We start from the raw sequence: 19,911 nt of genomic DNA, 5'->3' as shown, positions 1-19,911 counted from the left end.
GTGGTCCACAACTAACGAATGAGCAGTTTGGCTGCTATAACGTGCGTTAAGTTGTTGAAATTTATTGAGAACCACTCAAGTTGGGCGAATTACTCATTTCACTCAGAGCCGCGCAGGCGCAGCTATCAGAAAGTTTAGCCAGCTCTACTTCGCGCTGCTGCAATACTCCGCTCACTCATCCATCAGCTTGCGTCGCTTTTCCCAAGTGCGACGCCGATAGGCTCTCACAGTCTCGTTTCCGACCTGCCTGATCGGTGCGAGGCCTGTGGACGCGTGCGCGGCAAGTGTTGAAGCCCGTTGAGCAAATCGCCCCGGAGCTGCTGTGGATTTGCTGCGGACAAGCAGGGGATATTCTGTGGACTCGCGGTACTGTCTCAGTCTGAAATTTTCGCCAGATTCGCAGCCACCATATCCTCGTTTTCCGCTAACTGGTCGTAGTCCTTTGCCAGCGCCAGATATTGCTCTCGCAAGGCCACATGGGGTGTAGTGGCGGCCATCATCGGGAACTCCTCCGCCACTTTCCGGTGCCGAGCTGCCTCGGCAGCATAGTGAAGGCTGTCCATGGCGCCCTCCCTGGGAAGCTTACCGCCGGCCCTTCTTCCTGTTCAGACCACGCGCAAGCTCAGCTGCCGTCGATCGCTGATGTGCCGGTCAATGAAGCCCAGCAGCCGCGCCGGCACCTCGGTCTGCTGCAGGTCGCAGCGGCGCTGGATCTCGCGGGCGACGTCTTCGGAGACGTCCTCGGACCAGCGTTCGGCGGTGTTGAAGCCGATGACGGCGTACTCGCCGGCCATCAGGTCCTGGATGACCCTCGAGGTCGGTGGCCTCCAGGTCGGCCTCCCGCCATGCCCGGCCGATCGGGCCGAAGTCATCGGCGATCAGGTAGAGGGTCTGATCGATTGAGGGAACGATCGAGGGAATCCCGCCAGTCCGACGCATACGCAACTCCACAACGGTGACGCCACCCCGGGCAAGATAGGCGGCGGGGTCTGCGGAGTCGAATCAGTCGGCTACGGTTCCACGATGATCCGGAATGCCTTCCGCTGCTCGGCGGCGGCCTTGGCTCGCTCCAGCGCGACCGGGTAGATCAGCTGCTCACCGGGCTTGAACTCATAAAGGATCGCTCCGGTCTCCGAGACGAACGTGAAGAGCCAGAACCGGCGCCCGGCCGGCGCATGCCCATGCTGGCGCTCATAGCGGGCGGTGTAGACCTCGATCTCAGCCATCAGATGCGCTTGATGATCTCGTCGTTGTCGATGATCTGGAAGGTATCGTTGCTCTTGCCCACCCAGTTGACATGCGGCCATCGGACAGCACGACTTGCTCGGCTTCTCTGTCTGGAGCTCGTTTCGCCTGCCTCAGTGCGGCGGACAACTGGCGCAACCTGGCTCGCGCCCGCTTGGCCGGATTGTTGAAGTGTTTGCCCTTCGTGAGACTGTATCCATACTGGCTTTCCCCTGGTAGCGCTGCGGTCTGATCGCGTAGCTCCTTGGCTCTCTCGATAGGCGCTCTTCAAGAGAATTGGTCCGGTTTGCGAGTCGCCAGCCGCTTCGCCAGAGCCTCGGCCTCTTCTTTTGTCAACTTCTCTGCGAATGCCCCGCCCTTTTCTACCTGGGCTGGTCCTTTGAGTTCGCTATCGTAAACCATCCAGCCTTTACCACCTTGCCGAACGAGGAACCGACCTTGCATCCGGCGTCCAATAATTTCCATTGCAAGCACCACCTGTAAAAACCAGGTCGTTAGCTAGCTCGCAGAATGACGCACCCGACATTGAAGTATGTGAATCGCGAGTAGCGACTTTAGGCGAACAGGTCTTTGCCCGGCTGGAGCATCCTCACGAGCTTTTCCCAATAAGCAGCAGTGTTGCAGGCGGGCCATAGCGAGAAATTTGAACCGGGTGCAAGGTTCAGGCTACCGATCGGCGGATCGGGTGGCGGCTCCAGCACCAGCCTCTTGGTCCCCAGAGGTGCTGGGGCCGTTTTTTACATGTGTAAATGCAGACGGCGTCCATCTTGTGCGCAGGATAGCTCGGACAAGCAGACCTTTGGCCCCGGCGCATGTACCGCTCGCTGGGGCCGTTTCTTTGCCGCTCACCGGACATGATCGTAGGAACGAACGGCACTACGCGTAGTCCAAGCTCCCGTGGTCTCTGCCACGAAATGCCCCGGGAGTAGCGATCCTCGGCACTTGCGTTAGGCGCCGGGATCGCTGGTTTTGCGCATCACGCGAACAGGTCTTTCCCCTCCTGCTTCATCCTCACGAACGTCCCGCTCTCGTGGTACTCGAGCCAGCCTTGGCTGATCGCATGCTGAAGGCCGGCCCAATACTCGGCTGGCGTCGCCTTGTCCTGGTAGAGCATCGGATAATTGATCTTCTCAATGTAGATCCTGCCAACCTGGATCGGCTCGAACGCTCACGCGTGCTCCATGATCCGGCGGGCGGCTTTCTCAGGGTCGGAGTAGGGAGGATCGCCATCTGCATTGTGGAATTTCCGTCGACTTGCCCTCCAGGGCGCTCATACGGCTTGAGTTTATCTCTCGGTTTTCGGTTAATGATCATTTCAGCGCGCCGCTTTGCCAATTCGGGCAACCTCGTGCGCATGGTGCTATGTAGCACCTCTTCACCCAGCTCAATGATGATCTCTAATTGATCGTCGTATTGGCGTGTCACACGGAACGTAACGCCTCGGTGGATAGAGCTTGTCGGCATGAGCGCGATTTAGCAATTCGACGCAGCCGCCCGTACCGCAAAGATACGGGCAATCGTCCCGTCGCTGGAATAGCGCTATGCGATGTTCGTTACAGGACAGCGGCGATGTCGATCCCGTATCGCGCTAGTGCGATGGACAGCACCAAACCGAAAAGGAACAGGGTTACGACAGCAAGGCCTGAAAGGGGGCGTCAGGTCTTGTCGGCAGACCCGACAGCGCGCAGCATGTTATCTGCCCTCGTGCCCGGTGGCTCGACCACAAGGCTGTCGAATTCCATCTTGGACGAAGCCTTAATCACTGGATCGGCGGGCAGGCAGTCGTTGGGGGCGTACCACGGCGCCTTTTCAATGGCTCCGCCCTCCAGCGCCTTCGCCATCAATTGGCCGATCTCAGGTCCGGTCAATGGGACGAGACTGCCATCCTCATGCTTGTAGAGCTGGGGGCAGAAATAGAGCGCGTGGATCCGCGGGTCATAGCCGTCCAGAACGAGGAAGTATTCCGGCTTACGAAAAAGCCTTCGCTTCTTCACCAGCTGCCGGTCCCGCGTAGTGAGGGCAACACGCAGCTTTTCGCGTTCGTGCCCGACGATGGTGGCAGCTTCCAGAAGAATGAGCCAGTCCTTCGTATTTGCGTTGTCCTCATGGATGGAGACTAGAGTTCGTTGCTGTCTACCGAAGATACTCATGCGCTCCATCCGAGTTCAGGCCGACACAAGTTCGGGCCGGGCTCCAAGTGATGCGTCAGCCGGCGGGGACTACTCGACGACCGAGAGCATCGACGGCCGGGAGCGCCGTCACCGCTTCCTTAAGCGTATGCACGGCGAACCCGGAAAGTCCACCGTCGATCGCCTCAGGCACCCACACGCTTTGGGACCTTAAACAGCCGCCAAACGATCTTCTTTGTCAGGTCCGCGCATCGCAATCTTCAGTGCGTCGTCGGACAGTGGTCGTTGCAACACCTTCGCCTCATCCCATGGTGCCCGCATCCAGACGTTGCGTTCTTCCTCGGTCGTCAGGATCACTGGCATAGCCTTGGGGTGGATCGGCTCGACGACAGCATTCGGCGTGGCGGTCAGGAAACCATAGACGAGGTGAGGGCCGGGGATGGGCTTGGACTTCGTGCCCCGCTCGCCCTTGAACACGGTCCAGACGCCAGCGAACGAGGTGATCGGCCGGTCGTCACCGAGGGCGAACCAGATGACGTCTTTCTTACTGGTCTCAGGATTTGGCTCCGGCGCGTACTCTGCGAAGCTGTTGAACGGCATCAAGCAACGGTTCTCAGGCTTCAACCAGCCTCGCCAGTGTGGCGACGATGTGTTTCGAATGTTGGTGACGGGCGGTCCGCCCGTTCGCGGCCGAGGCGGCATTCCCCACCGCATCAGCACCATCTCGCACGGCAGAGCGGCCGAGATACTTAACACCGGCTCTGTTTGTCTGATGGGGAAATCTATTGCTGTTGAAGGGCAGGAATTGCTCAAGGGCCGGCGCGTCGTTCATGGATCATAGCGGCGCGAACAGCCCTTCTCCCACATATGCGCTTCAACGCTGAGGCCACAGAAGCGCGCCGCGATGCGTCAGCTGGTAGCACGAAAAGCGATCGAGCGATGGCCGCAACACAAACGGCCGGTCGTCCCGAACGTGGATCCAGCACCGTCCCGGGATCCGGTTCGGGTCGGAACACGATTAGTTCTCGCACGGCGCGGATGGCTTCGGCCGGATGTACTTCCACTACGATCAAGGGGCCGAGGGCCGCACCGTGGGAGCGATACCGCTAGCGGGCCGCAGCTCGAGCGGCTCCTGGCAAGCCTGTAGAGGATGGGTCGCTGCGGCCACCGTTCGATTCTGGCAAAACCGGCGATCGGCCTCTCAAGACGGCCACGATGCCATTTAACCGCGTCATATCAATCGGGAAAAATAGGAACCTCCCACCCAAGTTGTTGTTGGCAATGGCTACTTTGAAGTCCATTGGAGGAGACATGAAATGAAGAAGCTCATTGTATGCGGTGCCCTCGCAGCGTTCGCATTTGCTACGCAGGCCGCTAGCGCAGCTGAGTTCTATATCGTACGCGACGCCAGCACCAAGAAGTGCACCGTGGTCGACAGCAAGCCGACAACCACAACCACGACAGTGGTGGGCGACGGCGTTTACAAGACGAAGACGGAAGCTGAATCCGCGGTGAAGACCACGAAGGTCTGCACCGAGCAGTAAACCCTTCTCGCTTATAGTGGAGACTTAGGAATGCCAGTAATCTTGTTGTGGGGGATCCCCACGCTTATCGTTGTTGGCGGTGCTGGGTATTGGTTAGTTCACATGCACTGATCCTATTCGATCAGAAGCGGCTCGTCCTGAATGGACGGGCCGTTTCGGTGCAAAAAAGCGTTGCTGCAGCTCGAGCCCCGGTTGTGACATGACATGTAAGAGCTGGCTCTATGGCTTTGGGCTTGGCGAAGGTGCGGGCGAGGGTTGCTGAGGCGTCGGCGTTGGTTGAACCAGAGAGGTGATTGGCTGATCCGTGCCATTATGCGGAATGCAGGTCCCGGCATTCGCAAGTTTTCCGGCGGCTTCTTCTCGAGCTCGGCGGTGGTGGCGTCCACGGCGCCTGTCGAATTCGCCGTCATCCATCGTCGAGCGTTGACTCAAGGCGCTGTAGGCGTTCGCATAAGTCTGTTGCAACTGCTCCTCAGCGGTCAGGCAATCGGAGAGCTTCTCGAACACCAGATCGGTTTGAACCGGCGCTACGCCACCAACCAATACGACTAGAATCCATTTCATGTCTTCGCGATCCCAACATTCGAGCCTGCCTCGCAAACGTTTTGGGGAATCGAGGAGTTCCAGCGAGGTCTTGTGGTTCTCTGAGCGTTTCACCGACGACGCCCTGCGGCTTTTACGTGTAAGAGTAATCAAAGACATCGAAGGACAATTCGCTGAGTTGGATAGCTCCTCCGCCGAATCCGTGACCATGCGCACTCCGATGAGGGGCAGAGGCTTCGTCGAGAAGACCTACTGACCTGGCGATCGCGGCAAGGCATTCTTCACCCGGTGTTCCGCCGGGTGCTTTCGGTTCTTGACCTTGATCAGTCGCGGGGGGGGCGACCGGTATTGCCGCAACTTCATGTCTCGTCAGGACTGAAATCTGGCGGCTTTTCCAGTATCTCGCCTCCTCGGGCTTGCTGCACCGCGGGCATGGCGCGCCGGCACCACCGCAGGTGAAGGCATGCGGTCCGGTCCAAGGCTGATCCGGGTGATTCTAGCAGACCCAGCGGCCGTCGTCGCAAACGGTGCAGCGCGGTGAGCTAGTCTTCCCTTAGGCCGCAAAAGAAAGGATGTCGCACCTTCCCCTCGGCGGATTTGGCCCGGTATTTGATCTCGGAGAGCAGCTTCGGCTCGACCCAGATCCCTTTGTGCCTGTTGGGCTCGGTGTAGGGCTGCGTCTTGCGCATTAGCGGCGTCAGGCGCTGTCGAAGGTCGGCGGCCGAGGCTTTGTCAAAGCCGTGGTCGACTTTGCCGGCGTAGATCAGCGCGTCGCCCTCGCGCCGGCCGACATAGATGCCGTCCCAGTCGTTGCCATCAAGAGCAATGCCGGCGATGGTCAGCGTCTCACGCTGAGCGCAGATCTTCTTCACCCAGTCGCGGCTGCGGGCGCCTATCGGGTAGACACTGTCGGCGATCTTCGATACGACGCCCTCATAGCCGAGCCTGCACGTATGGGCGAGCATCTCGGCGCCGTCGATCTCGAAGCTTTCGCTAAATTGGATGGCGGAGCCGGCGACGAGCTTCTTCAGCGCGGCCTTGCGCTGCTTCAAGGGAAGCTTCCGCAGGTCGCGGCCGTTGAGATAGAGCAGATCGAAGGCCACCAGCACGATCTTGGTCGAGTGGCCGCGCAGCTCGTTCTGTAGCACCGAGAACTCTGCCGTCGGCAGCCGGCGCAACAATCTCGCCCTCCATGATCGCCGATGCCGCCGAGATGTGCCAGGCATCGTCGGCGATCTTTTTGAATCGTTTGGTCCAGTCGTGCCCGCGCCGGGTGAATATCTTCATCTCCTCGTCGGCGAGGTGTACTTGCACCCTGTAGCCATCGAACTTGATCTCGTGGATCCAGCGGGCGCCGCTCGGCACCTTGTCGATCGGCGTCGCCAGCGCGGGCGCGACGAAGCCTAGGAAGAGCGCCTTCGCTCCGATCGCCTCCGGCTTCCTCCGCTGAAGCGCCACAACGCAACTCCACAAAATAATGAGCTGCTTCAAACGGGCGTGGTCGCCAACGTTCCAGTGGGCAATTGGAACTGGTGATCTCACCTTGCGTTTTGCCAGATTGGCAAAGACAGCGAAGAAGCTGACCGCCAAGCCGCGGCGGAAGACGGCCCGCCCCTGTGATAGGAGAGCCGCATGGATATGAAAGAAGCCTCGGCGATGACGGAAGCCTCGGGGCTGATCGAGCAGGAGGACATTGGTCGGACTTCCGAAGCGCCCCGTCGTCAACCCCAGCAGCCTTCGCAAGTCGTCGCGCTGCGCTGGGGCGAGCAGCTACGTGAGGTTACCAGGCAGGCGCCGTTGCAGTCGCTCTTCATCGCCTTCCTGATCGGGATCTGGGTCGCGCGGCGGCGCTAACAGAATCCGCGAACCGGCTCGCCCCACCAAGGCCTTGCCAGCAAGGGACGATCCGAACGTTGCCGAGCCAGGGTTATGCCCCTACGCAGGTTAGGAACGAAGTCCGGCGAGTCGCTGTTCCCGGATTTGCCGCAAGAAATGAGGCGTATGAGGGATGCCAGAATGGCGAAGAAAGCGAAGACGCGGACGGCGCGTGGCCGCAAGCAGGACAGGGCACGCGTCGCCAGTGGCCAAGACTATGAGGTCCGCTACGAGGCGCGGAAGGCCGGCAAGTCTGCGGGGTCCGTGAAGAAGGCGGTCAAGAAGGTCGGCAACAGCCGCAAGCGGGTTGAGCAGCGGCTGGGATCAACAATGAAGAAATCGTTAGGAACGCGGCCGTCGCGGTGAACGTTGGCAGCCAGCTCTCTGATCTTAGTGCGGAGCAGCCCTTTTGTTGATCAGTCGATTGAACGAAAATGGTTGAGAGGTTCAGACCATATGTAGCCTTCGCGGCCGTTTCATGCTTCCCGTTTTTTGCACCGCTGCGCGTTCGGCAAAGAGTAATTCCAGCGGGCGGAGCCTGGATTGGAGCGGCGGGCCGCTTCGTTCAGCGACCCGCCACTGGAGTGAGTAGGCAGAGGGACTAGTCGATCTCCTGGACGACCTCTCGGGTCGACGGATCGACCAGCATCACGCGCTCGCGCGAGTAGACATAGCGGTACTTGGTGAGCGAGGGACCCCACTCGGCAGGCACCGCCTCGAGCTCGACTTCGCGCGGCACCGGCTGACCGACGACGATCTTCTCGCGGGTCTCCACGGGACGGACCTTGTGTTCGGTGACGTAAGAGCGGATCTTCGTGCGGTGCCACCGTCCGACGCAGTCAGGAGTGCCTGGATCTCACCGATCTTTGCAGCGCCCTTCTTCTTGGAGTCCTTGCCCGCGCGTGCGACTCGGCATTGGAAGACCGGTCGATGCGTTGCGAGCCGACGGAGATCGCCCGAGTCGCTGTCTTCATTAGTCGTGTCTTCATTAGTCGATTCAGAAGGATGCCTGTCCATGGACCGGCGGCGAGAAGCTCTGGCGGAGCCCGATCGGCGCAAGATCCGGGCGAGGTTCGAAGAGCGCTTCACTTCGGACCGGATGCCAGGAGCCTACGAAAGCCACTACGGACCGCTCGTCGTGAAGTCCGCATGGTTGAGGGGTATTCGCACAGACCTTGAGCCAAGCCAGGACGCGGCCACGCTGGGGGGCAGCGTGCGTAGCTGAGGGACGCGAAGCCTCAGGGGCGCGGCAGTCGTCGGCAGGAACGTGTCCTTGGGCCTCGAGCGGCCTGACGGGCGATATCATCCGCGTTGGAGCTCGAACAGCCGGATCCGCCGCTTAAAACTTGAGTGTCGTGCGCAGGCCGGAGACTGCCGCATTCTTGAGCGCTCTGCCCGGCATGGGGCCTGCCGGGTCGTATTGAAAGTTGGGCTGGACGGTCCAGCCGTCCCTCAGCTGATACTGATATACCGCCGTCAACAGTCCTTCGAAGCTGCGCTCCGGCCACGCCGGGCCGGCAATTGCGCGATAGTCGGCGTCGAGCGCCTGAGCCCTCTTCGAGACGTGCGCGTAACCCGCCGCGATACCGAACTTGTCATCCGGCCGTTTGTCGCTGAGGCCGATGAACTCGAGTCCGGCGTCGGCGTAGAGATCAATCAGATTGCGGTCCGCGGGACCGCCGGAGATGCGAGCGAACACACCAATTCCCCGATCATCGCTCTTGGGCACGCGATAGACCTGCTGCTCGAAGACTGCCCATCCGCCGACATCGCCTGCCAACATGAGGGGAGTGCCACTGCTGGTCGGCGCGGCAAGCGAACCGCCGTTGCCAGCGAGCTCAAGATCGGAGAATGGCCCGAAGTGGCGCCATCCGCCGAACTTGATCTGACCCGTCAGATTGGGATCGCCCTTCTTGTTGTTCCAGGCGTACTGAATCTGGCCGAGCACCAGAGGCGGATCGTTGATCCGAAAGTTGACGCCATATCGGTTGCGCTCCTGCGGATCCCCCAGACCAGGGCCGGCCTGGTTGCCGTCAAAAATGCCTCCAAGGGCGGATAGCTGATCTGTGACGTTGACCAGCAGCCGGGCGCCCATTGCAGCCAGTGGTGGCGACGGACCGCAGGTCGAGAGACGTGATTGCCGGCCATCCCATCGAGGCGTTGGTGAAGACATCCGTGTATTTCGTGTTGAAGAACTCGCTATCGGCGGCGAGTTGCCCAAACTTCAGCGAGACCTCTTTGTTGCCCCACTGCTTCTCGAAGTAGGCTTCGTAAAGTCGCGTCGACGGCAAGGCTTCGATGCCGCTGACGACGAAGACATTGTCGAGATAGTTGCGCGATAGTCCCTCGCCATGAATTTGAAAGACATTGGCGTGGAAAGTAAGCTTGTCGATGCCCGCGAGCTTCTGCAGGTCGACATCGACCGCAAGGTTCAGCCGGCCTTCGTAGATCGCTCCCTGCTTCAGCCCGCCGGAGACATTACCCAGCGTCTCGCCGATGTAGGTCACGGCGAACTTGATCCCGTATTTTTGGAAGCGGTTGGGCAGAAGCCCCAGGGTCTTTTCCTCGACGGTGCTCTCACCGGTGTCAGGATCGGCGGGCTTGTCTTCGTCGGTCTTCTTGTCCTCCTGCGCGAACCCGTAAGGGCCGGCGAGGAGCGCCGCAAGAAGAAGCGCCAGCGTCAAGCATCTAACGGCCATGTTCAATCGCACCGCATAGGACAACTCCGCGAGACGGACGCATTGGGACACGGTCGAATGGCAAACTCAAAGGTGTGTGCGCCATGGCTTGTTCCGTCTCGATCGCGGTAGGTGGCTTTCCGAAGCCCTGATTTTTAGACCATCCAGCCAGATGGACCCCCTGAGGGTATCAGGCCGGGGGCGTCGCGCGCTCTTAACGTGCCCCAAAATATTTAGGACCCCGAAACCTAATTTGTAAACGAAGCCGCAAGGTGGTGGCGGCGAACAGACGTTAAGAGTGTGCGTGTGACCCAGGGCGGACCTACTTGCCGTACTTGATAAGTACTGGCGTCATGGTTTGTCCCCATGTACGGTGCTGCACTGCTTTATCCACAGAAGCTTGCTTTGCCAGCCGCCTCAGAAGCTTTTTCTCCCGCTCTGTGAGCATGGCGAGCCTCACGCCTTCTTGACGACTTCAAAGCCTCTGTCGGCCAGTATCTTGAGAATGCTCTGCGCCAGATGGGAGCATTCATCCGGCTTGATCCATGAGGCACTGCGCCAGTCTGGGTCATCCTCTTTGGAGTACATCGTGAACGCGGACCGGATACCGGCCTCAATTGCATTCGTTATTTCGTCTGCCATGGTAGGTCGCCGGGCGACGCGAAGTCTGTTTCATTTTCCCTCGTGCTGGTGCTGCTGGAGCACGAGGTGCCCCTTTATGAATTCGGCCTGCTCCTTGGTAAGTTTCTCGGCGATATCGCCGTTCTTAAGAAGAGCGGGGCCCCTTTCGTTCTCGATCATAGACCATCCAGCCAGTAGTTCCCATTCGAACGAGGAACCTGGCCTGCATAGGCAGTTCGGCGTAATTCACTGGGTACCCCCAATTGACACATGCAATCTATACATTGGGGCATTTGGCGAGCGCCGCGGTCATTTCACTATGTGAATCGCAGTAGTCGATTTTCGGCGAACTAATTGCCCGTTACGGCAACAACGCTGACGTGCATACTTAAATGCGGTCGCCCGCCAAGCGGCGCAGACTAAAGCGCATGTTCGATCAGATAGACGTTGTTGAATACGTGGTGCTCGGCTTCGGGTTGATGGGGCTCGCCGTGAGCGCGGCCTTCTTCCTCCTCATGTCCTGAAGCCAAGGCAAGGAGAGCCGTTTCTTATCAGGCGAACTGGTCGCTCCTAGCGTGCAGGAAAACGCCATGGAAGACATGGTATCGAGCGTGAAGAAGCTTCGCGCTGAAGCCGATCTGGCGCACCAGATCGCTATGAGCGCTACAGACGATAAAAAGCGCGAGCTATACGAACGCCTGGCGGCTCACTTCAGGCAAGTGGCTGTCGAGATTGAAAAGGCGATAAGCGGCTAGGCAAGTGAATAGAAGAAACCCCGACCATGCTAAAGACGGAGCGCAGCATGATCGGTTGGGGTTCGCCAGAGTTTTGTTGGTTGCCTGGCAGCAACAGCCGATGCCAGCCGCGGCACTGCAGCGGCGAGGCCCCGGGTAGGGGACTTCGAGGCCTCGCCTTTGTGGTAGGGGCCCGGCCTTGGAGGAGCCGGGCAGGTGCTATCCCAAGCTTCTTTGGATGCGCCGTCAAGAACTCGAAAGGATTACGCGAACAAGTCCTTCCCAGGCGGAAGCAACGTCACGAACGTGCCGCTCTCGTGATACTCGAGCCTACCTTGGCCGATCGCGTCCTGAAACCCAGCCCAAAATTGAGCGGGCGTCGCCTTGTCCTGGGATCTTCTCGACTTAGATCCTGCCGCCCTGGATCGGCTCGAACGCCCGTGCATGCTCCATGATCCTCCGGGCGGCTTTCTCAGGTCGGAGTAGGGGCGGTCAACGGCGTATTTCATTCTCACTTGGCTTTGGTTGACGGAAGCATCGAAGCGATTCTCGATTCGAGATAGTCGTAGAGCCCGGCCCAGTGGTGAACAAGCTATCCGCATTGCCGGAAAGCAAAGGAACCGGACGTGTTGGTGTAGGTCGCACTCCGCTCCTGGATCGCTGTGTAAACGATGCCGCAGTCTGTGCAGCTAAAATGAATGGTGACGATGAGTGCCATAATGGCTGCTAAACCATCGAAGGCGCTTAGGGTTCCTCAAACCAGCCGAAGCGTTCCTTTGCCTCGTTGCTCTTCGTCTTCATCAGCGCGCTCGCTTGCGGAAAGTGAGGCCGTACTTCGGCCCGCATCGCCCGCAAGCAATGCCTTGCAGGTGAACGGGGACCGAGATCGACCTCGGCCGCGAGGCTCGATGCGACGGCTACAGCGATGGTCATTGTCAATAGACCAACAGCCCCGGGGCCCGGACTGGCGCAGTTCGACCAGGTTGGTCTTGGGCTCGGCCATTGGCTGCGGCTTGCGAAACGGCATCACGACGCCCTCGGCGGCGCGCATCACCGGTAGTCGGGCAAGGCCGCTGCCCATCGGGGCTGTGGATGACCGTGAGGCCTCAGGCGTCCTGCCGCAGATATCGCGCGAAGCAACGGGTGGCCCAATTGTGCAGCGCTCGACTATGGAGGTTGATGAACATTGGTAATCCCCGATTATAGGAACTCAAGACCGCAAGCGACGAGATGGGCACATGCCCGACCTTGGAATCTAGGCTATGCCTCAGGAGACATGAATGGATTCAGGAGACATGAATCGTATTGGCTGCTGTCTAGGACAGTCGGAAGATTTGCTTGGGCAAGTCTTAGACGGGAGCATCTATGCCTTGACCATCCTGCTAATGGCGTCATTCTGAACTCCTATCTAACCTATTGATCTAATTGGAGCCGAAAACTGCCCAGAATTCAGAATGGCCGTTGATATTTCAGCGAGACCTGCCTGATTTTGATTCCGCCATTCGGAGGTTCGATCCCTCCCGCCCCAGCCAGCAAACAAGCTATTGATTCGGATAGAAGAATCGATTTTCCCCGATCTCGCCCCGGCGGGCATTTCGGGGGTGGGATCGGGCCTTCTGTCTGGAAACCTGTGCCGCTTTGGTCTCCATGCCAATGGGCGGCAACCCCCGAGTCGCCCCGAGTTGCTTGTCACCAGGCGATCGGACTTTCGACATAACGATGGATTTGACGTGGCGAAGACCAGGAAGGCCCGTGCCGCTGTCGGCGCGAACAAGAAAAGCAAGGGAGCGGCGCGCTCCGGGATCTCATCGTCCTCGCCACTCGGCATGCTGGCGCTGCATCTGCTGGAGCAATGGAAGAAGTCCGGCCGTGACGGCATCGTATTCCTCGCGGACAGCGAGAACAGGGCGGAGCGCCTCGGCAGCGTGCTGCATTCGCTCGATCCTTCGCTCGAGGTGCTGGTATTCCCGCGGCTGAACACCTTGCCGTTCGACGGGCTGGAGCCGTCGCGCGAGATCGCCGGCCGGCGCAGTTCGGTGTTGCGGCGGCTTGCGAAGAGCAGGAAGCCGGTGTTCCTGGTGTCGACGGCGGAAGCGATCATGGAGCGGCTGCCGCTGCCCGCGAGCTGGACCCGCCTTAGCATCAGCCTGAAGGTCGGCGCTGTCTATTCCGAACAGGATCTCAAGGATCGGCTGGAAGCGCTCGGATACGATCTCGACGAAGAGGCGGATTATCCGGGAAGCGTTCTGTTCCACGGCATGACGTTCGAGGTGTTTCCTGCCGGCGCGTTGGGGCCGTTCAGGATCGAGCATTCCGCCGGCGTGATCCGCCGCATCGCCGGCGTCGATCCGAACGAGCACGACGTCGTCTTCGACACGCAGGAGCTGCTGATCGATCCGATGTCCGAACAGATCGCGCTGGGCGGCAAGCGGACACAGCGCGCGGTGCTGCCGGATTATTGTAAGCGCGCGCGCTGGATCGCGGACGCTGCGGTGTCCGGTCATGCCGAGAGCTGGCTCGGCACGATCACGGAGGCGGCCGGCCGCCGCGAGGTGGAGCGCGAATATCTCGGGTCCGCCGACTGGAAACGGCTCGCCAAAGGCATCAGCTGGCTACCGCGAAAGGCGGCGTTCAATCCGACGCCCGATTTCTCGAAGCTCGCCTCGTCGCGGAAGGCGCTCCGCGCCTTTGTCGCCGATACCGAGCGGGCCGGATCGCGGCTCGTGTTCGTCGCGGCGGTCGAGGACGACCTGCGCGCGATGGAGCGAATGAGCGGGATCAAGGCGGAACGCTGCGCCGACTGGAACGAGGCCGCGAAGGGGCGGGGCGGCGAAGCGGCATTGCTGGCCGACTTCGACACCGGCTTCATCGGTTCCGGCCGCAAGCCGCTGGTCGTCGTGACGGCGACCGATGTGCTCGGCAGCCGGGCGCATCATCCGCAGCCGATGGCCAAGGCCTGGGCTGCAGCCTTCGATCATCCCGACGTGCCGGAGCGCGGCGCGGTCGTGGTTCATTTGCAGCGCGGGCTCGCCGTGCTCGACGGCTTGCAGACCTTCGACATGGGCCAGGAATCGGGCAAGCAATCGGGCAACGGATCGCCGAAGGGACCATCGCGCGAGATGATCAGGCTGGCATTCGCGGGGGATGACGCCGTGCTGGTCCCGCCGGCCGACCTTGCGCTGATCTGGCCGTATGCGGCGGAGCTCGGCAGGCTGACATTGGACAAGGCCGATGGAAGCACGTGGTGGGCGCGGCGGACCAAGGCGGAGCAGGAAATCCAGATTGCCGCCAAGGCGCTCGCCAGGCACATCGCGCAGCGCCGCCGCCGTCGCGCGCCGAGGCTGGTCGCTCCCGGCCCCGCCTATGAGCGGTTCGTCGCGCGCTTTCCCTATTTCACGACGGTCGATCAGGCGAAGGCCATTCGTGACGTGCTCGATGATCTCGCCTCGGGTCATCCGATGGATCGGGTGGTCTGCGGCGACGTGGGATTTGGCAAGACCGAGGTTGCGCTGCGCGCGGCGGCGGCCGTTGCGCTGTCCGGCAAGCAGGTTGCCATCGTCGTGCCGACCACCGTCCTGGCCAGACAGCACGTCGCAACGTTCCGCAAACGGTTCGCGCCGCTCGGCATCGAGGTCGGAAGCCTGTCGCGCGCGACCTCGGCGCAGGACATGCGGGAGACCAAGGAGGGCCTGCGCAGCGGCAAGATGAAGGTCGTGGTCGGCACGCAGGCGATCGCAGCGAAGGACGTGAAGTTCGCCAAGCTCAGTCTGGTCATTGTCGACGAAGAGCAGCATTTCGGCGCCGCGGAGAAGGCGAAGCTGTCGAGCCTGGCGAAGGGCGTGCATACGCTCTGGATGAGCGCCACGCCGATCCCGCGCACGCTCGCGGCGGGGCTTGCGGGATTCAGGGAGCTCAGCGTGATCGCATCGCCGCCGGTTCATCGGCTGCCGGTCGTGACCAAGATCGCGCCAATCTCGGACGCCGCCATTGCCGCCGCATTGCTGCGCGAGCAGCGGCGTCACGGGCAGAGCTTCCTGATCTGTCCGCGCATTCAGGATCTGGACCCGATGCTGGCGCGCGTGCAGGCGGTCGCTCCGGAGCTCCGCATCGTCTGCCTGCACGGCAGACTGCCGGCCGATGAGCTCGACGACCGCATGATGAGCTTCGTCGAAGGCGAGGCGGATGTCCTGCTCGCAACCAACATCGTCGAGAGCGGTCTCGACATCCCCCGGGCGAACACCATCGTGGTGTGCTGGCCGGAAAAGTTTGGCCTGGCACAGCTGCACCAGCTGAGAGGGCGGGTCGGACGCGGCGGCACGCGCGCCTTCGCCTATATGCTGACCGAATCCAGCTCGGAGCAATCCGGCAAGCGCCTGGCGGTTCTGGAGGAGTTCAGCAGACCGGGCGCCGGTTTCGCCATCAGCGAGCGCGATCTGGACCTCAGGGGCGCCGGCGATCTGCTGTCCGAGCGGCAATCCGGCCATGTGCAGGTGTTCGGGCCGGTGCTCTACAGCCATCTTCTCAAGCAGGCATCGGAGAAGACCAACGACCGGGCCGCCGATCTGTGGGTGCCCGATCTCAACCTTCCGCTCGCGGATCTCTTGCCCAGGAGTTACGTGCAATCGGAATCGATGCGGCTTGAAATCTACGGCCGCGCCGCCAGGTGCCGGAACGAAGACGATCTGGAGGATCTGGAGGAAGAGACCTCGCGCCGCTTCGGCAAGTTGCCCGCGGCCGGCCGGGACTTCTTTGCAGCGGCCAGACTCAGGATCGATTGCAAGCGGCGCGGCATCGTGCGGCTCGATGTCGGGCCCGAGGCTGTCGCCGCGACGTTTCTGCCGGGAAGGCTGCCGAAATCCAAGGCACGATCCAAGGCACGTTCGCTCCAGCGCGACGGCGATCGCGTCTTCTACTCGGGCAACACGAATGAGCCGCCTTTCGAGCGGATCGAAGATCTGCTGGATATTTTGGACGAGTGAATGCGCCGCTGTGCCGGCGACTCCGTCCGACTCATGCGGGCTGACATCTCAGTGACATCTAGCTTCGCTACTGGATATCTCGCGTGATCCCTCCGCCATCGTTTGGCCTGCTCCGAGCAATCGGAATGCCCCTTCCAGGCCTGAGTCGGCGGTATCCGAGGCGGGTTATCTCATTCAGATGCCGGGTTTTTTGAGCCAAAATAATGGGCAAGACGGCGGAATCAGCCGCGCCCAAATCGACTCCAACCGCCGCTTTCTCAGTAGGATTACGCGTTTTGCACACCGTTCCGCCCGGTGTTGCCAAAACTTGTGCCCGCCAACGGTAACTTAAATATTCTTGTTGCATATCAATTGCTTGGTCGGACGTCGCTGTTCAAATGCCCGTGATATTTGTGCAACATTTGCCCGAAAACAGCCGCAACTCGTCCCAAACCCAGCGGTCTTTTGTTGCGTGATCGGGGGCCTTCTGTCTCATATGGAACTGCGACGGAGGGGGGCATCCCAAGGTCGTCCCGTTTTAGGTGGTTCGCTTAAGTCCCTCGCGTTCATGCGGGTGTGTCCGAAGGCGCGAAGCGACTGAGCGGGGATTTAAGGGACAAAGGGAACCAACCTGAGGGTGTTTTACCCGGCAGATCCGGAACCTTCCCTGAGATAGAGCAACTTGGAGGTTTAACATGAAGATGGTTAAGAGCCTTATCCTCGGCTCGGCGGCGGCTCTCGTCGCGGTCGGCGGAGCTCAGGCGGCCGATCTTCCCGTCAAGGCCAAAGCGGTCGAGTACGTGAAGGTTTGCTCCCTGTATGGTCCCGGTTTCTACTACATCCCGGGCACCGACACTTGCATCAAGCTGGGCGGCTACCTGCGCGTCGACGTCCTGGCCAACACCAACTCGGACGCCTCCGGCAACACCGCGGGAGCCGGCGGCGCGAACAACCGTTTCACCAACGGCTACACCTGGCGTTCGCGTGAAGACCTGAACATCGATACGCGCACCGCGACCGAGTACGGCGTGGTCCGCACCTTCTTCGACGCGACGTTCTCCTGGACGTCAGACACCTACTCCGGGCAGGGCAACGGCTCGACCGTCTATTCGGCGATCGGCGCGGTTCCGGCTCCGGGTAACGCGGGGGCCGGTAACGTCGCCCTTGGTGCGGTTGGTGTCTACTACGCCTTCATCCAGTTCGCCGGCTTCACCATCGGTAAGGCGATCTCGCAGTTCTCCGCTCCCTGGACCAACTACCCGGGCAACAACTTCGACGGCCTCGTCGGCGGCGGCGGCACGGTCACTGGTGTGAACCAGTTCACCTACACCGCGCAGTTCGGCAACGGCGTGTCGCTGGCCCTGTCGGCTCAGGATCAGTCGGCCTACTATCAGGCTGGCGTGGTCAACCTTGGTGCGCCCGTCAACTTTGGCGTTCCCGGCAACACCAACGTGTTCGGCATCAGCGACTACGCCGGCACGATCGCTCCGGACCTCGTCGCGGCTCTGCGCGTCGATCAGGCTTGGGGTCTGTTCCAGGCATCGTTCGCTGCGCATGACAACCACGTCGCCTACTACGGCGGCACTGAGTTGACCGGTCATCCGGACGACAAGTGGGGCTGGGCTGGTCAGTTGGCCCTGTCGATCAAGAACATCCCGACCGGACCTGGCGACACCATCAACTTGCAGGGCGTCTACACGAACGGTGCGACGCGCTACAACATCCAGGACCTCAGTCAGGGTGGTGCGACCACCGTCTTCGGCGGCACCAACGTTCCCGGTGCCTACCAGAGCATCGGCTTCGGCATTGCGCCGGACTCGATTTTCGTCACCGGTGGCTCGCAACAGCTGATCACGACGTACGGCTTCCGTGGCGCATACGTGCACAACTGGAACCCCTACTGGAACACCAGCATCTACGGTGCTTGGGCTGCGGTTAACTACAACAGCACGGCCAAGGGCTACATCTGCGGTCCGGCAGGCAACGGCGTCGGTGGCTCGCTCAGCAACTTCTTTGGTGCTGGTTCGGCACTGACGAGCTGCAACCCGAACTACAATTACGCGCAGATCGGCACGCAGACCCAGTGGACCCCGGTGAAGAACCTGACCTTCACGGCAGACTTGACCTACACCCATCTGGACCAGAACTTTGCTGGTACGGTCACGTTCCCCGGCAGCGCCTCGATCGGCAAGCCGGCCGCGGTCTACGAGCTGAAGGACCAGAATACTGTGACCCTGCTGCTCCGCGCTCAGCGCAACTGGTAATACCGGTTGATTTGACTGCGATCTAACAGAGCCCCCGGCGCCAAAACGCCGGGGGTTTTGCTTTGTGAGACCGGAGCGTTTTCGAGCGAAGCCTGTCCCGGACTTGATCCGGGATGGACACCGGTTCGCGTGAAGAAAACGCGTCAAACAAGAATCTGGAGCTTTCGGTTCTGATCCAATCAGAACCGAAGCTCTCTCGCTGCGTTACGCGGCGAGCATGTCGCGGACCATCGGCACCACCTTGCTGCCGTAGAGCTCGATGCTGTTCATCAGCTTCTCGTGCGGCAGCGGTCCGGCCGAATATTTCAGCTGGAAGCGCGCCGCGCCGAGCGCCTTCACGGTTGCCGCGATCTTGCGGGCGACGGTTTCCGGCGCGCCGACATAGAGCGAGCCGTGCTCGGCCTCGGAGACGAACTCGTCGCGGCCCATCGGCGGCCAGCCGCGCTCCTTGCCAATCCGGTCACGCATCACCTTGTAGTCCGGCCACAGCTCCTCGCGCGCCTGCGCGTCGGTCTCGGCGACATAGCCCGGCGAATGCACGCCGATCGGCTGCGGCCTCCGGCCGAACTGCTGGTAGGCACGCTGGTGCAAATCGACATAGGGCGCGAAGCGCTTGGGATCGCCGCCGATGATGGCGAGCATTAGCGGCAGGTCGTAATACGCCGCGCGGACCACCGATTCGGGGCTGCCGCCGACGCCGATCCAGGTCTTCAGCCGGCCGTGCTCGATCGGCGGATAGACCGACTGGCCCTTCAGCGGTGGCCGCAGCTTGCCCTGCCAGGTCACCGGCTCCTGCTTCAACAGCGCGGTGAACAGGTCGAGCTTTTCCTCGAACAGCTCGTTGTATTGCTTGAGGTCGAAGCCGAACAGCGGGAACGATTCGGTGAAGGAGCCGCGGCCGAGGATCACCTCGGCGCGGCCGTTCGAGACCGCGTCGACGGTTGCGAAACGCTGGAAGACGCGGATCGGATCGTCCGAGCTTAGCACCGTCACCGCGGAGCCGAGCCGGATGTTTTCGGTGCGCGTGGCGATGGCCGCCAGCACGGTCTCGGGAGAGGAGATCGCAAAGTCCGCCCGGTGGTGCTCGCCGAGCCCGATGAAATCGATTCCGAGCTGATCGGCCAGCACCGCCTCGTCGACGACGTTGCGGATTACCTGGGCATGCGATAGCGGCGCGCCGGCGGCATCCTTGGTGACGTCGCCGAACGTGTCGAGCCCGAATTCGAGAGAGGTGGTCATCACAGAGTCCAGTTGTCGGCGTGGCGAAGCATCCGCCACGGGCCACCCATCGCGCGCAGGCCGGGAGGTTGCTGCGGAGAT

General features: G+C 61.1%; 18 protein-coding genes and 2 pseudogenes. 6 read left to right on the top strand and 14 right to left on the bottom strand.

The features are described 5' to 3' along the window. Positions 1-374: 374 nt before the first annotated feature. From ACVIW0_RS27120 to ACVIW0_RS27090, 7 genes are all read right to left on the bottom strand, one after another. Positions 375-563 carry a hypothetical protein gene (locus tag ACVIW0_RS27120; RefSeq protein ID WP_461355138.1) on the bottom strand — a complete coding sequence of 63 codons (189 nt, stop codon included), beginning with the start codon at positions 561-563 and terminating at the stop codon, positions 375-377. A gap of 42 nt (positions 564-605) precedes the next feature. Next, positions 606-794, bottom strand: a complete 189-nt coding sequence (locus ACVIW0_RS27115; RefSeq protein ID WP_461355137.1) for a hypothetical protein — start codon at positions 792-794, stop codon at positions 606-608. A 216-nt stretch (positions 795-1,010) separates the two neighbouring features. After that, the gene (locus ACVIW0_RS27110; RefSeq protein WP_461355136.1) at positions 1,011-1,226 is read right to left on the bottom strand and encodes a hypothetical protein; all 216 of its coding nucleotides are present in this window, start codon (positions 1,224-1,226) and stop codon (positions 1,011-1,013) included. Between the two features lie 286 nt (positions 1,227-1,512). Then, on the bottom strand, positions 1,513-1,710 hold the full coding sequence (locus ACVIW0_RS27105; RefSeq protein ID WP_461355135.1) for a hypothetical protein: 198 nt from the start codon (positions 1,708-1,710) through the stop codon (positions 1,513-1,515). A gap of 511 nt (positions 1,711-2,221) precedes the next feature. Beyond that, entirely contained in the window at positions 2,222-2,359 is a 138-nt protein-coding gene (locus tag ACVIW0_RS27100; RefSeq protein ID WP_461355134.1) for a hypothetical protein, read from the bottom strand. A 541-nt stretch (positions 2,360-2,900) separates the two neighbouring features. Next, on the bottom strand, positions 2,901-3,395 hold the full coding sequence (locus tag ACVIW0_RS27095; RefSeq protein WP_461355133.1) for a hypothetical protein: 495 nt from the start codon (positions 3,393-3,395) through the stop codon (positions 2,901-2,903). A 189-nt stretch (positions 3,396-3,584) separates the two neighbouring features. Further along, the gene (locus tag ACVIW0_RS27090; RefSeq protein WP_461357433.1) at positions 3,585-4,160 is read right to left on the bottom strand and encodes an SOS response-associated peptidase family protein; all 576 of its coding nucleotides are present in this window, start codon (positions 4,158-4,160) and stop codon (positions 3,585-3,587) included. 530 nt (positions 4,161-4,690) lie between these two features. On the opposite strand from ACVIW0_RS27090, the gene ACVIW0_RS27085 reads away from it, so the two are divergent. Then, positions 4,691-4,918: a hypothetical protein gene (locus ACVIW0_RS27085; protein WP_050401582.1), complete on the top strand. Its 228-nt coding sequence runs from the start codon at positions 4,691-4,693 to the stop codon at positions 4,916-4,918. A gap of 219 nt (positions 4,919-5,137) precedes the next feature. On the opposite strand, the gene ACVIW0_RS27080 is transcribed toward ACVIW0_RS27085, so the two are convergent. Beyond that, positions 5,138-5,671: a hypothetical protein gene (locus tag ACVIW0_RS27080; RefSeq protein ID WP_461355132.1), complete on the bottom strand. Its 534-nt coding sequence runs from the start codon at positions 5,669-5,671 to the stop codon at positions 5,138-5,140. A 332-nt stretch (positions 5,672-6,003) separates the two neighbouring features. Then, positions 6,004-6,919 (bottom strand): annotated as a pseudogene (gene ligD / locus ACVIW0_RS27075) (non-homologous end-joining DNA ligase). Between the two features lie 174 nt (positions 6,920-7,093). Between ligD and ACVIW0_RS27070 the strand changes: the two are divergent. Continuing rightward, positions 7,094-7,315, top strand: a complete 222-nt coding sequence (locus tag ACVIW0_RS27070) for a hypothetical protein (RefSeq protein ID WP_461355131.1) — start codon at positions 7,094-7,096, stop codon at positions 7,313-7,315. A gap of 162 nt (positions 7,316-7,477) precedes the next feature. Then, the gene (locus ACVIW0_RS27065) at positions 7,478-7,702 is read left to right on the top strand and encodes a DUF3606 domain-containing protein (protein WP_461355130.1); all 225 of its coding nucleotides are present in this window, start codon (positions 7,478-7,480) and stop codon (positions 7,700-7,702) included. 235 nt (positions 7,703-7,937) lie between these two features. Here the strand turns inward: ACVIW0_RS27065 and ACVIW0_RS27060 are convergent, their stop codons facing one another. From ACVIW0_RS27060 to ACVIW0_RS27045, 4 genes and pseudogenes are all read right to left on the bottom strand, one after another. Further along, positions 7,938-8,147 carry a DUF1236 domain-containing protein gene (locus tag ACVIW0_RS27060; RefSeq protein WP_461357432.1) on the bottom strand — a complete coding sequence of 70 codons (210 nt, stop codon included), beginning with the start codon at positions 8,145-8,147 and terminating at the stop codon, positions 7,938-7,940. A 528-nt stretch (positions 8,148-8,675) separates the two neighbouring features. Next, positions 8,676-10,035, bottom strand: a pseudogene (locus ACVIW0_RS27055) (carbohydrate porin). A 435-nt stretch (positions 10,036-10,470) separates the two neighbouring features. Continuing rightward, positions 10,471-10,656, bottom strand: a complete 186-nt coding sequence (locus ACVIW0_RS27050; protein WP_461355129.1) for a hypothetical protein — start codon at positions 10,654-10,656, stop codon at positions 10,471-10,473. 30 nt (positions 10,657-10,686) lie between these two features. Beyond that, positions 10,687-10,815 (bottom strand): hypothetical protein, encoded by a 129-nt coding sequence (locus ACVIW0_RS27045; protein WP_461355128.1) that lies wholly within the window; start codon positions 10,813-10,815, stop codon positions 10,687-10,689. 410 nt (positions 10,816-11,225) lie between these two features. On the opposite strand from ACVIW0_RS27045, the gene ACVIW0_RS27040 reads away from it, so the two are divergent. From ACVIW0_RS27040 to ACVIW0_RS27030, 3 genes are all read left to right on the top strand, one after another. Then, complete coding sequence (locus ACVIW0_RS27040; protein ID WP_461355127.1) at positions 11,226-11,390, top strand: hypothetical protein; 165 nt, start codon at positions 11,226-11,228, stop codon at positions 11,388-11,390. A 1,805-nt stretch (positions 11,391-13,195) separates the two neighbouring features. After that, a complete protein-coding gene (locus ACVIW0_RS27035) occupies positions 13,196-16,348 on the top strand; it encodes a DEAD/DEAH box helicase (RefSeq protein WP_461357431.1) in 3,153 nt (1,050 codons plus the stop codon). Between the two features lie 674 nt (positions 16,349-17,022). Continuing rightward, entirely contained in the window at positions 17,023-18,591 is a 1,569-nt protein-coding gene (locus ACVIW0_RS27030; RefSeq protein WP_461355126.1) for a porin, read from the top strand. 204 nt (positions 18,592-18,795) lie between these two features. Here the strand turns inward: ACVIW0_RS27030 and ACVIW0_RS27025 are convergent, their stop codons facing one another. After that, positions 18,796-19,830: an LLM class flavin-dependent oxidoreductase gene (locus tag ACVIW0_RS27025; protein ID WP_461355125.1), complete on the bottom strand. Its 1,035-nt coding sequence runs from the start codon at positions 19,828-19,830 to the stop codon at positions 18,796-18,798. Positions 19,831-19,911 lie beyond the last annotated feature (81 nt).

The organism is Bradyrhizobium sp. USDA 4454 (genome assembly GCF_054822705.1).
Note: the sequence above shows the minus strand (reverse complement) of the source record. Positions and strands in the feature narration are given on the sequence as shown.